The 12,535-nt window shown below is 47.9% G+C and carries 10 protein-coding genes, 2 tRNA genes and 1 pseudogene; 2 read left to right on the plus strand and 11 right to left on the minus strand.

The window, feature by feature from the left end; all coding sequences use genetic code 11:
* Positions 1 to 61: 61 nt before the first annotated feature.
* Together HMPREF9194_RS06510 and brnQ are read left to right on the plus strand one after the other, a co-directional pair.
* The gene (locus tag HMPREF9194_RS06510) at positions 62 to 760 is read left to right on the plus strand and encodes a late competence development ComFB family protein (RefSeq protein WP_016525584.1); all 699 of its coding nucleotides are present in this window, start codon (positions 62 to 64) and stop codon (positions 758 to 760) included.
* A 23-nt stretch (positions 761 to 783) separates the two neighbouring features.
* On the plus strand, positions 784 to 2,106 hold the full coding sequence (gene brnQ / locus HMPREF9194_RS06515; RefSeq protein ID WP_016525585.1) for a branched-chain amino acid transport system II carrier protein: 1,323 nt from the start codon (positions 784 to 786) through the stop codon (positions 2,104 to 2,106).
* Positions 2,107 to 2,140: 34 nt separating this feature from the next.
* Here brnQ and HMPREF9194_RS06520 read toward each other — a convergent pair.
* From HMPREF9194_RS06520 to folK, 11 genes and pseudogenes are all read right to left on the minus strand, one after another.
* Positions 2,141 to 2,213, minus strand: a tRNA-Pro gene (locus tag HMPREF9194_RS06520).
* A 14-nt stretch (positions 2,214 to 2,227) separates the two neighbouring features.
* A tRNA-Arg gene (locus tag HMPREF9194_RS06525) sits at positions 2,228 to 2,301 on the minus strand.
* 110 nt (positions 2,302 to 2,411) lie between these two features.
* On the minus strand, positions 2,412 to 4,532 hold the full coding sequence (locus HMPREF9194_RS06530) for a methyl-accepting chemotaxis protein (RefSeq protein ID WP_016525586.1): 2,121 nt from the start codon (positions 4,530 to 4,532) through the stop codon (positions 2,412 to 2,414).
* Positions 4,533 to 4,644: 112 nt separating this feature from the next.
* Positions 4,645 to 5,343 carry a hypothetical protein gene (locus HMPREF9194_RS06535; RefSeq protein WP_016525587.1) on the minus strand — a complete coding sequence of 233 codons (699 nt, stop codon included), beginning with the start codon at positions 5,341 to 5,343 and terminating at the stop codon, positions 4,645 to 4,647.
* A 26-nt stretch (positions 5,344 to 5,369) separates the two neighbouring features.
* A complete protein-coding gene (locus HMPREF9194_RS11895; protein WP_016525588.1) occupies positions 5,370 to 6,041 on the minus strand; it encodes a tetratricopeptide repeat protein in 672 nt (223 codons plus the stop codon).
* Between the two features lie 22 nt (positions 6,042 to 6,063).
* Positions 6,064 to 7,584 carry a sigma-54-dependent Fis family transcriptional regulator gene (locus tag HMPREF9194_RS06545; protein ID WP_016525589.1) on the minus strand — a complete coding sequence of 507 codons (1,521 nt, stop codon included), beginning with the start codon at positions 7,582 to 7,584 and terminating at the stop codon, positions 6,064 to 6,066.
* Between the two features lie 18 nt (positions 7,585 to 7,602).
* Positions 7,603 to 9,963, minus strand: a pseudogene (rpsA, locus tag HMPREF9194_RS06550) (30S ribosomal protein S1).
* Entirely contained in the window at positions 9,964 to 10,692 is a 729-nt protein-coding gene (locus tag HMPREF9194_RS06560) for a pseudouridine synthase (RefSeq protein ID WP_016525592.1), read from the minus strand.
* Positions 10,682 to 11,221 carry an SMC-Scp complex subunit ScpB gene (gene scpB, locus HMPREF9194_RS06565; protein ID WP_016525593.1) on the minus strand — a complete coding sequence of 180 codons (540 nt, stop codon included), beginning with the start codon at positions 11,219 to 11,221 and terminating at the stop codon, positions 10,682 to 10,684. Before scpB ends, HMPREF9194_RS06560 begins: the two co-directional genes overlap by 11 nt.
* Before the next feature lie 14 nt (positions 11,222 to 11,235).
* On the minus strand, positions 11,236 to 11,976 hold the full coding sequence (locus HMPREF9194_RS06570; protein ID WP_016525594.1) for a segregation and condensation protein A: 741 nt from the start codon (positions 11,974 to 11,976) through the stop codon (positions 11,236 to 11,238).
* A 29-nt stretch (positions 11,977 to 12,005) separates the two neighbouring features.
* Positions 12,006 to 12,533: a 2-amino-4-hydroxy-6-hydroxymethyldihydropteridine diphosphokinase gene (folK, locus tag HMPREF9194_RS06575; protein WP_016525595.1), complete on the minus strand. Its 528-nt coding sequence runs from the start codon at positions 12,531 to 12,533 to the stop codon at positions 12,006 to 12,008.
* Positions 12,534 to 12,535: the final 2 nt, after the last annotated feature.

Here is a 12,535-nt window from a genome sequence, read left to right on the forward strand (position 1 = left end):
ATTATGGAAATTTAATATATCATATGCATAGAGCATACTAATATGCAAAGAGGCGGAAATAATGAATATACATAATATCCTTGAAGATCAGGTTATTATTCGAGTAAACGACATGTACAAGCGCATCGGCAAAATGAAACCGGCTTGGTTCACTTGTAATTGCGAACAATGCCGACTCGATACGACCGCCTATGTTTTAAATAAACTTCCGCCGCGCTATATCGTGTCCGGACGAGGATTAACGCATATGTTGGCCACGGTCGATACGCAAATGTCGGTGGATATTGATTCTTTAATAGTCGAAGGAATGAAAAAGGTCGCCGCGAATGCGCGGCCCTTTCACGCCGTCGAAAAAAGCGATTCGTCGGAAGAATCGGAAGATCCCGTTTTTAACTTTCCGCTTTTCGTCGGCACCGTATACGACGGAGCGACCTTCGATGCCATACCGTCCGCACGGATCACTTTAAGCCGAAACGGCGCCCCCTGTTCCATGATCGACCACACATGGACAAACCCGATGACCCTGACTTCCCATACAAGAGGAAAATATACTTTTTGGGTCAAACCGCAAAAAGCCCGCGTTTTAGGCGAGACGAAACAATTTCAATTCAAAATTGAAATCACGGCCGACGGCTTTGAAAAAACGATATACGTTTTGGATATTCCCGTTACCAGTTCGGAGCACGTCGTAACCGAACCCAATACGATCGATCCCGTAAAAATTCAGGATTTGTATTTATTTAAAACACACAGCCTTTAATACGTCTGTTTCGGAGTACTTGAGTGAACGGCACTTTTTCCAAAAGGGATTTTATCCTTCTCGCGTTGGTTTTATTTTCAATGTTTTTCGGTGCGGGGAATTTGATTTTTCCGCCCATGGTCGGCAAGCTCGCCGGAACGAATCTTATCGGCGCAATGCTTTTTTTCGGCATCACGGCGGTGGTGCTTCCCGTGTTGGGAATGATGGCGATGGCAAAAACACGCGGCCTTCCGAATTTGGGAAAGCGTGTCGGAGCACAATTTTCGGTTATATTTACCATTGTTATTTACATGTCCATCGGCCCCTGCCTTGCAATTCCGCGGGCGGGAAGCGTTCCTTTTGAAATGGCGATCGCGCCCTATCTGCCGCCCAGCTTTTCGGGACGTTGGCCGCTTTTTGCCTATACTCTAATCTTTTTCGCCGCCGCCGGCACCATCAGCGTTATGGACGACAAAAAAATGCAAAAGCTAATGGGCAACATTCTTACACCGACCCTCCTCACCATGCTTTTAACCATATTCGTCGCGTCCCTCTTTGCCGATATGCCTCCGTACCGTGCGCCGCAAGGTACCTATGCGCTGCATCCCCTGCTCAAAGGTTTTGTAGACGGTTATCTGACGATGGATACGCTTGCCGCGCTCAATTTCGGGTTGGTGATTACCCTTTCGATCGAAGCGCACGGTATATTCGACCAAAAGAAAATTCGGGGCATCAATGTAAAAATCAGCTTGCTCGCCGGAATCATTCTTTTTTTGATTTACCTGATGCTCGCCGACATCGGCGCCAAAAGCGCGGCTTTGTTCCCCGATACGACAAACGGCGCACAAATTTTGGCAAACGTATCGGGCGCCCTGTTCGGTAAATTCGGCGCCGTCATCATTGCGCTGATTTTTACGCTCGCCTGCTTAACGACATGCGTCGGATTGTTGGCTTCAATCAGCCACTATTTTTCGACGCTGATTCCGCGTTTAAATTACCGCCGCTGGGTTATTGTATGGACATTTATCAGCTTTATCCTCGCGAACATCGGGCTTGACGGAATTTTAAAATACAATATTCCCGTTTTAACGGCGATTTATCCGATTTCGATTATGCTTATCGTTTTAGCGCTGTGCGAACATTTTGTCGGTACGGGCGCCTTTATGTATCGCTTTACCGTATACACAACCGCGCTTATAAGCGTCGTAAACGCCCTCGACCAGGCATCCGTAACGCTGCCCTTCGTTACCGCCCTCATGCGCAAACTGCCGATGTATTCATCGGGCCTCGGCTGGCTCATTCCCGCCTTTGCGGTTTTTATACTGAGCGCCGCAGTCGAAAAGATACTCGCAAAATCAAAGCGCTGACAGCGCGCGGAACGCGTTTATACGCACAACATAGTCGGAACGACAGGATTTGAACCTGCGACATTCTGCTCCCAAAGCAGACGCGCTACCAACTGCGCTACGTTCCGGAATAAGGGGGAAACGGGTCTGGAGGGGCTCGAACCCCCTACCTGCTGCTTAGAAGGCAGCTGCTCTATCCTGATGAGCTACAAACCCAAAGAATTTTTGAAAACGGCGGAAACTCAAAACGAAAATTTCCGCATAAAAGGTTTCCGCCGCAACGGTAAAAGTATAGCAAAAATAAACGGCAATGTAAAGTTATATTTTTACATTTTAAATTTACCGACTTCGGAAACGAGGTTTTCGATACTTTCCGTATTTTCTTTCACAACGGCATTGACCTCGCTCACGGCTTTATCGATCTGCTCCGAAGCCGACACCATATCGCCCATACGTTTGTCTATGGATTGCGTTACTTCGCCGAGTTTACGCATTTCCTGCGCAACCTCTTCGCTGCCGTGAAGCATTTCCGTAGACGCATCGTGTATGCCGGTTGTGATTTCATTGATGTTCCGTATAGCCGACAACACTTCTCGGCTCGCGTTTTCCTGTTCATCCATCGCACCGACAATCAGCTCTTCCTGCTGTGAGATTTGATTGACCGATTCGTACACTTCGGCAAAAGCTCTTTCGGCGGCCGCCCCCGTAACGGTTAAGTTGTCGATAATCTGAATCGAATCTTTTATAACGTCGGTGATTTGTTTTCCCTGCGTATTCGATTCCTCGGCAAGCTTGCGGATTTCGTCGGCAACAACGGCAAATCCCTTGCCGCTTTCTCCCGCATGGGCGGCTTCTATGGCCGCGTTCATTGCCAAAAGATTCGTTTGACTTGCGATATTCTGAATAATTTGACTTGCTTCAAGCAAAGCTTCCGACTTTTCGGCAATTTGATTGACGACTTCGTTCGCGGCCTTTGCGCCGGCTTTGCCGTTTTTCGTCTGTTCATACACAACTTTAATCACTTCATTGTTTTTTGCCAACCGCTTGGAAACGGAAGCAATGTTTGCAACCATCTCTTCGACGGCGGCCGAAGATTCGGAAACGCTTGCAGCCTGCGTTGCAATATTCCCGTCAAGCTGTTTCAGGTTTTTATTAACCTGTTCAATCGTTGCGGACGTTTCGGTTACGCTTGCGCTTTGATTTATAATTTCCGCTTGGACCGATTCCACATTCCGGCCTATTTGATTTACGGCATCCGCGGTTTGCGACATATTGCTCAAAAGCCTTTCACCGACAGCCTGCATACGTTCGCTGTTTTCCGACACCGAGCGAATCATAAGCTTGATTTTCTCGATGGTTTGTTCAAAATATTTTGCCAAGCCGGCTATTTCATCATTGCCCGAAACGGGAAGCCGAACACTTAAATCGCCTTCGGCAATATTTTTCAAAGCGCCGACAACCGTATTCACCGGCTTTATGATGACGATACGCGTAAAGACGGTAATCGCCAGCACAAAAAGGCACAGAATAACAATCAGCACAACAGTCGTTTTTATAAAAAAAGCATTGCGGGCAGCGAGGATACTTTCAATCGAATAGCGGAATTTTACATAACCGATCTTTGCACCGGAAAAATCTTTAATCGGGAAATAGGCGAGCGCATGCGCGCTCGCGTTCTCCATGCGGATAAGCCCTTCGTCGCCGAGAGAAGCGGTCAATTCGGCGGAATCGGCCTGCGCTTCTTTTTCAAAATTGGAGCCCATAACGGTATACACATTGTCGAGCGTGCGCACGCAAACGGTTACGTCCATGCCGCCGTTCAGCACTTCAGCGGTGGCATTGGCAACGAGCTGTTCTATAAACCGATTGTTTACGGCGCCTCCGTACTCCACCGTTCCGATAAAAGAGCCGTTCGTATTAAAAAGCGGTTTAACGACTCTGAAGCCCAAATCGTTCACGCCGACTTCAAGACCGAAAATCTCTTTTTTTTCTTTAGATGCTTCCACAATGGTTGCACGGAACGAAGAAAGATCGTCGCCGAATTTTGAAGGATTTTGAACGCGCAAAAAGGAAACCGCAGGCGGAACATGAAAGTGAAACTGCTGCGCCCGATATTTTTGCTTCATATTATTAAAAATCGGAAGCGTCAATTCCAAGAGACCGTTTCGATCGCGTGCGGCAAAAGCGTTTAGCACATTTTTATCAAAAGCGACGTTATCCAATATAACCTGCCCGATGAGTGCATAGCCGTTAAGTTCATTATTGAAGGCCGAATGCTTTAAGTCGGCAATTGCCTTTATTTGATTTTCGGAAAATTGTTTTATGCTGAGCCAATCTTTATACGCAATAATACCGTATTGCACAAGCAGTAAGGCTGCCGTAATGAGCAAAAGTTTTGTACCGATTGAATGAGTGCGTTTGGTAAATTCGGCGGGCGTCTGCGCCATGGTGTGTTTTCTCCTTGAGATAATTATATATTTTCCGTATCGATTTCACAACCGGATTATAATGCCGTCTTTCTGCAATTATCGACAATCCGGCACAAAAACCGATATTTCCTCAACTGCGATTTTTTTCGAAAGCTAAAAAACCGAGCGGCAAAAGCTTACTCACCGAACGCGTCCATGTGGCGGAAACAAGCCCGACCGACACGGCGTAGGCGTTTACATACCAATATTTTCCGGCTAAAGCGCCGGTATCTTCATCGGAATCGACATCGGTATCACCGCTCAACGGGGGCTTTAACTCCTGATTATCCGTTTTAAAGTAGAATTGCGTACCGCCTTCGCGCAAAACAGGGGAAAACAGCGGAGAACCGGCTCCGTCATAAAAAACTCCTCCGACAAGAATACCGTCGTCCGCAAGCCGTATCACAACCCGATGCACATCTTTTATAAGCAAATCCTGATTTTTACCGCCGGAATGAACACGAAGCTTTTTATAGCCGAGCCTTTCCATTCCGGCAAAACCGTTTCCGCCGATATCGGTATTTACGGCGTTTATCGAACGGGCATCCTGCTGAAGCTTTTCTACGGAATTATAAATGCGGTAATACACTTCGGTGCCCGCCGCAATAAAACCGCCGTTATTTTTCGATGAAAACTCATATTTACGGGTTTCCGCCGTTGTTGTAACGGAAAGAGTCGTTCCATCGGCCGGATTTTTGAGATCCGCGTTATCGGGCGGTTCTATTTTATAGAAAGTTTCCAAACCGCAGGAAATAAGCAGTACGGAACAAAAAAGCGCGGCGCACGACAATCGCTGGTTTATGGCACACCCCGGCTTTATTGAATTTTTCCGGAAGCGCGCAACGCGATTATGCGGCTTTTACCCAAATTCGCCCAATCGGTTCCGCTGTGCGAAGCGTTCAGCTTTTCGTACAAGGCTGCGGCTTGCGCATAATTGCCGCGGCTTTCTTCAATGCGGCCGGCATTAAATAAAGCGTGGGGAACAAGCGGAAAGTCTTTGTTTTCCGCTGCGGTATTAAAATACGAAACGGCCGCGTCAAGGTCGCCGGCTTCTTCACTGCACACGGCCGCGTTATAAAAACAAATCGGAGCAGTATAGGCTTTACTTTGGGCTTTTGCGGCCATAAGCCAATACGTGCGCGATTCTTCCCAGTTTTTGTCCGCAAACGCAATATCGGCGGCAAACATCGCGGCACGAGTCCGCGCAACTCCGCCCGATTTTTCGGCAAGCGCTTTTGCTTGAGCGGCTATTTCGCTCTTTTTTTGTGCATCGGCGTGCTCATCGGCCGCAAGCTTCGAATATTCGGCTTCCAAAGCATCCAAGTCGGAAAGTGCCGACTTTTTTTGTGCCGATAAAACGGCCGTTCCGATGCCGAAAGCGGCTGCCGCCGCAAAAATCACCACGAGCAGTCCTAAGATAACCTTGCGGTACGCCGTAATAAAATCGCCGATAGAATCGGTTAAAGTCTTTTTTTCGGTTTGTTCCATCACTAACTCCTGTAGTCCTTATTTACCGTATTGAAAGTTCATGCATCAAGCGCGAAACGTAGGTGCGCTGAACGTCGAGCAGCTTTGCCGCTTCCGTTTGATTCCATCCCGTTTGCTCCAGCACATTCGTAACATATTCCTTTTTAAACCGGAACAGCGCGTCTTTTAAGGGCGCGGGCTTTCCTCCGGTATTTACGCAGAGCGGAACACCTTCGGCAAGTTCCGCCGAATTGATACGCAGATTTGCCGCCTCAATAAGCGGCGGCGTTCCGAGCACGCATGCGCGTTCTATCGAATTTTCCAATTCGCGTATGTTTCCCGGCCACGAATACGTGTGCAAAAGACGCAAAGCCTCTTCCGAAAAGCCGGTAAAATTCTTTTTCGTTTCGACGCTGAATTTTTTTCTGAAAAAATCGGCAAGCGGTTCAATGTCGCCCTGTCGGCGGCGGAGCGGCGGCACGGTTATCGGTAAAACGTTCAGCCTGAAAAACAAATCGGAACGGAATGTTCCCTGCTTTATCATCGCTTCCAAATCGCGGTTTGTCGCCGCAATAATGCGCACATCGGCGGTTATCGTTTTGCTCGAACCGACTTTTTCGAAACTGCGCGTTTGTATGACACGCAACAATTTTGCCTGCAAATTATACGGAAGCTCCCCTATTTCGTCCAAAAAGATCGTGCCGCCGTTAGCGCTTTCAAAACGGCCGGTCGAATCGGATACGGCGTCGGTAAAGGCGCCGCGCACATGACCGAAAAGTTCGCTTTCCAAAAGCTGCTCGGATAAGGCCGCGCAGTTTACGCGCACAAAGGGCTTTGAGCAGCGCGGGCTTTTTAAATGGATCCGTTCGGCGACCAATTCTTTTCCGACGCCGCTTTCGCCCAAAATAAGCACGGAAGAATTCGTTTCGGCAACCTGTTCGATAACCTTAAACAAATCCAAAACCGACGCGTCGGCGGCGACAAATTGGTGGAATTCTCCGCCCGAAGAAATGGCTGTTTCCAATTCGCGGATTTCCGTGCGCGCCTGCCGATAGGCGGACGCATTTTGATAAGCGATTCCCGCCTGAACGCTTAAAAGTTCCAAAATTGCAAGATCGTCGCGGTTAAACGGAACCAACGCGTCTTTATTTAAAAGCTCGATAACGCCGATGCATTTTTTTTCAAAACGCAAAGGAACGGCGACCATCGACTTTGTCACATAGCCGGTTTTTTCCTGAACGGCGCCGAAAAAACGCGGATCCTGCGCCACATCGTTGATAATCAGCGATTCGTTGTTTTCGACCACCCAGCCTGCAATGCTGCCCTTTGCGGCAACGGGAATCGCCAGTGCCTTTACCCCGGCCGGCCCCAACGCCACCCTAAATTTCAGCGTATCGGCGTTTTCAACGAGCAAAAGCGAAGACGCTTCGCATTTGACAAGACGCATTGCCGCTTCAAGAATATAAACCAGCAATGCGTCCAAATCGAAATAGTTCGCGTTTATACGGGTATTGATTTCCACGAGAGTATTGAGCTTTTCAACATCAATAGCATTCGGCGTCATCTCAATAACCCGCAAAAATCAGTTTTGTTTATTTTTTAACAAATCGCCCAGCGTAAATGCATCTCCGTCATCGTCATCGGATGCCGACATATAATGAGAAATTTCATCGCGCTGCATTTTCTTTTTGAATTCTTTAATCGAAAATGCGGCCTTTTGTTTTTCGGGATTTATCTCCACAACGTATACGGAAATCTTATCGCCCACATTGTACTTTTTGAGTGCATCCTCGTAGGATTCGTCCTTGTCGTCGGTAAGGTTCGCCTTGTTGACCAAGCCTTCGATGCCGCCTTCGACGCGTACAAAAAGACCGAAATCGGTAATCGAAACGATTTCGCCTTCGATAACCGAACCCGCCGGATGCGCTTCGGCAAAGGGCTGCCACGGATCTTCCGTTAAGTGCTTGACGCTCAAACGGATGCGGCGGTTTTCCGGATCGTTTTCGGTAACGATAACTTCAATTTCCTGACCGACCGACAACTCGCTTCCCGGATGTTTAACCTTCTTTTTCCACGAAAGATCTTCGGAGGGTAAAAATCCGTCGATACCTTCTTCCAATTCGACAAAGGCACCCGCGTTTGTGATTTTTACAACCTTACTCGTTAAGCGCTTGCCGACCGGATAATTTTCGGCGATGCTGTCCCAAGGATTGTTCGTTACCTGTTTTAAGCCGAGAGATACGCGGCCGGCTTGAATATCGTAACCCAAAATCATGCATTCGACTTCGTCGCCGACTTTTACGACATCGCTCGGTTTGTTGATTTTTTTAACCCACGAAAATTCGCTTATGTGTACGAGGCCTTCGATGCCTTCTTCCAGTTCGATAAAGGCGCCGAAATCGGCCAGTTTGGTTACGCGGCCTTTTACGATATCGTTTACGTGATATTTTTCTTCAAAATGCAACCACGGATCTTCGCCGAAGTGCTTGAGCGACAAATTGATACGCTTTTCGGCCGGGTCCAAACGGACGACCTTAAGCGTAATTTCCTGCCCTTTTTTGACGAAATCCTTCGGCCGGGTTACGTGACCCCAGCTCATATCGTTTATATGCAGCAATCCGTCGAAACCGCCCAAATCGATAAAGGCGCCGAAGCTTGTAAAGCTTTTTACCGTGCCGGTTACCGTGTCGCCGATCGATACGCTGTTGAAAAAAGCGTCGCGTTTTTTTTCAATCGTTTCTTCAAGATATTTGCGTCTGTTTACGACCACATTCGCTTTGTTGTCGGAATACAAACGTTCCACATAAAATTCGCATTTTTTGCCCAGCAGTTCTTCGGGATTTTCAACCTTTTGGCAATCCGACTGGCTGATCGGCAAAAAGGCGCGTATGTCGCTGCCCAAATTGACTTCAAAACCGCCTTTGACGGTTTTTTCTATAGTACCTTCAACCGGCGTTTTATCCTGGAAAGCCTGCCGCAGATTTTTCCACAGCTGTTTTACGTCGGCTTTTTGCTTTGAAACAATAACTTCACCGTGCTTGTTCTCTTTTGCAATAAGAACAACACTTACCGTGTCGCCGACTTTCGGTAATTCCGAAAACTCCGATGTCGGGATTTTTCCTTCCGATTTGTATCCTACGTCGATGAACACTTGCTCGGGAGTAACCTGTATAACGGTACCGTCTACAAGTTGCCCTTCTTCAAGCGTTTCGAGACTTTTAAGATACTCTTCCTGTAATTGTGTCTGAATGTTCTCCGTGGAGTTCTGGGCTTCATTCATTGCCACTTCCGTCTGATCCATATTAAACCCTTATACGTTAATTTTGCTAATGATTATCTCACAAACCTGCTCAATGGTCAAGTGCGTTGTATCAATATAATGGGCGTCGGGAGCGATTTTTAATGCACCTTCGGCCTTAGCCTTATCGATGGCGTCGCGCCGTATGATGGTTTCTTTTATTTGTTCGAGCGAAAGATTGCTTACGCCCTGTTTAAAGCGGCGCTCGGCTTGAGCGTCGATCGACGCGTCAAGGTAAAACTTATAATCGGCGGAAGGAAACACGACGGTAGTCATGTCCCTGCCTTCGCACACAAAATCGAGCGCTTCGGTAAGCGAACGCAGTTTTTCGTTGACAATATGCCGAAGCGGTACGATACACGACACTTGGGCCGCATGCGCGTCCACCGCATCCGAATGCAGCAAAGATTCGACATCTTCTCCGTTTACTATAAGGTGCTCGTTTACGTAATCGAGCTGCAAAGCGCGCGCGCACGAAAGAACCGCTTGTTCGTCGCTTATGTCGATGCCGCGGCGCAAAAGTTCAAGCGTAACGGCGCGGTAAAAGCTGCCCGAATTTAAAAACGCAATGCCGAGTTTTTTTGCAATACGTTTTGCGACGGTACTTTTTCCCGTTCCCGCAGGACCGTCGATCGCTATAACCATCTATTCCCCCTGCCCCTTTATGAGCGTGCGCAGCGAACGAACCTGATCTGCGGTCAGTTCTTTAAAATCGCCGGCCTTTAAATCTTCGATAAAAATATTTCCTATGCGCACGCGTTCAAGGGAACGTATGCCCGTTTCAAAATATTCGAACACGCGCCGTATTTCGCGGTTTTTGCCTTCCGTAAGTACGATGCGCACCGTGCGCGCACTCAAAAGCTCGGCCTTTATGCACTTGTAAAAAACGCCGCCGACACGAAGCCCCTTTTCAAAACGCGGTGCAAGTTCTTTCGGAACGGGAACGCTCGTTGTTACGACGTATTCTTTTTCGATGCACGACGAGGGGTGCGAAAGCCGTTTTGCAAAATCGCCGTCGTTCGTAAAAATAATAAGGCCCGAAGAAAACATATCGAGGCGGCCGACGTTATACAACCGTTCGGAAAAATGCGGCTGCAAAAGAGAAGATGCGGTTTTTCGTCCGCGGTCGTCGGACATGGAGCATACAAAGCCCGCAGGCTTATTCAACAGAACGTAGCGCAGTTTTTCTTCGGGACGCACGATTGTACCGTCAAAGCGCACTTCGTCGTTCGGTGAAACCTTGGTGCCGAGTTTATCGGCGACCTCGCCGTTTACGACGACCCTGCGCGCAAGAATAAGTTCTTCGCAAAAACGACGGCTCCCGATTCCGCAGCGCGCAAGATACAACTGCAGCCGTACGCTTTCATCGTGCAAGTTCAAAACGCTCGCTTTCCGTTTCGTCGAGTTTCGGCAAATCGGCTATGCTGTTCAATCTGAAAAACTTTAAAAATTCTTTTGTGGTGCCGTACAAAACCGGCTTTCCGGGAATGTCTTTTTTGCCGACTTCTTTAATCAAATTGCGCTCGCTTAAAAGGCGGATCATATTGTCGGCGCTTACGCCGCGGATGGCTTCTATTTCGCCGCGCGTTATCGGCTGCGAATATGCGATAATCGAAAGCGTTTCCATTGCCGCCCGCGAAAGTTTGCCTTCGTTTTTTTTGCCGTAGCGCTCTTTTAAAAACGACCATAAATTCTTTTTGGGCGTAATAACCCAGCCGCCGGAAATCTGCGACAATTCGATTCCGCTGTCATCCGAAGCATAGCGCTTTTGCAAACGCTCAACGGCCGATTCAACCACTTCTTTCGATAAATCCGAGATACGCGCCAAAGCTTCCGCATTGAGCGGCTCGCCTTCGAGATAAAAAATTGCTTCGACAAGGGCGGTTTCTTTATCCAAATCCATCACAACTCCGATATTCATGCGGCTTGCACGGGGCGTATTTTTATATCGCCGAACATGCGGTTTTGATAAATGCAGGCCGTTTTGAATTTAACCGCTTCCAAAATCGCCATAAAGGCGCACACGATATCCATAATATTGCCCTTGCGCACAACCAAATCGGTAAAAAAGCATTCACCCTTGTTTTCGAAAAATTCGTTCATAAGGGCGATTTTTTCATTTACCGAAATTTCTTCATACATGGTCATAATTTGTTCGTGCGAATAGGCGCCGACCAGCCGCGAAAAGGTTTTCATAAGCGCCCATGTGTCGATTTTTTCCCACAACTCGTCTTCTTCAAAGGGCAGAACGCGCTGAATTTTTTTGCGCTCGAGCGTCCATTCGGATTCCTGCTCTTTTTCTTCCATAAGCTCGGAAAGTTTTTTGAACTTTTGATATTCGATAAGTTTTTCGACCAATTCTTTGCGCGGATCTTCGATATCTTCGTCGGAAAAATCGGTTTCGACGGGAAGCAGCATGCGCGACTTTATGTACAAAAGGTCGGCCGCCGTCGCGTAAAAGTCCGTTACGCGCTCAAGATCGGCGCTGACGGCATAATCCAAATATTCCAAAAACTGCTCGGTTATTTCGCCGATCGGAATATCGTAAATATTCACTTCATTCTTTTTAATTAAAAAAAGCAATAAATCGAGAGGACCTTCAAATTGTTCCAGCTTGAAAATAGCGGCGTTGTCGCGCGCTTCCAGTACATCCTCCACACAAACCTCCTGAGCCGGCCGCCGTGTTTTTATGTGATTTTAAAAGGGCCGCAGAACTTTTTTATGCCCGAACCGTCCGCACTTTTTAAACAGTTTTCGTAAAACGTTCCGTTTTGAATATCGGCACAAAGAGGTAAAATCTCCAGCATGGGTATGAGTACAAAGGCGCGCTCGCACAATCGCGGGTGCGGGATTTCCAAAGAATCGGTGCGTATACGCATATCGCCGAACAATTCGATATCGATATCCAAGCTGCGCGGCCCGAAGCGGATTTCGTTCAGGCGGTCGCGTCCGTATTCGGCTTCGACTTTTTGAGTCAATTGTAAAAGCTCAAAAGGATCGCCGCCGAAAAAGCCGCAAAGTGCCATATTGTAAAAGTTTTTTTGCTCTTTTACGTACATGGGCGGCGTTTCGTACACGGACGACACATGCATATCGTCTATAAAAAGCGCCAAAGCGCGGCAGGCTTTTTCGAGGATGTGCATGCTTTCAAGCATTCGGCCGTTACGGCAAAGAGAAGCGTTCGAACCGAGTCCCAGCACTACCGCATTTTTCATGG

The sequence above is a fragment of the Treponema maltophilum ATCC 51939 genome (genome assembly GCF_000413055.1).
GTDB lineage: Bacteria > Spirochaetota > Spirochaetia > Treponematales > Treponemataceae > Treponema_C > Treponema_C maltophilum.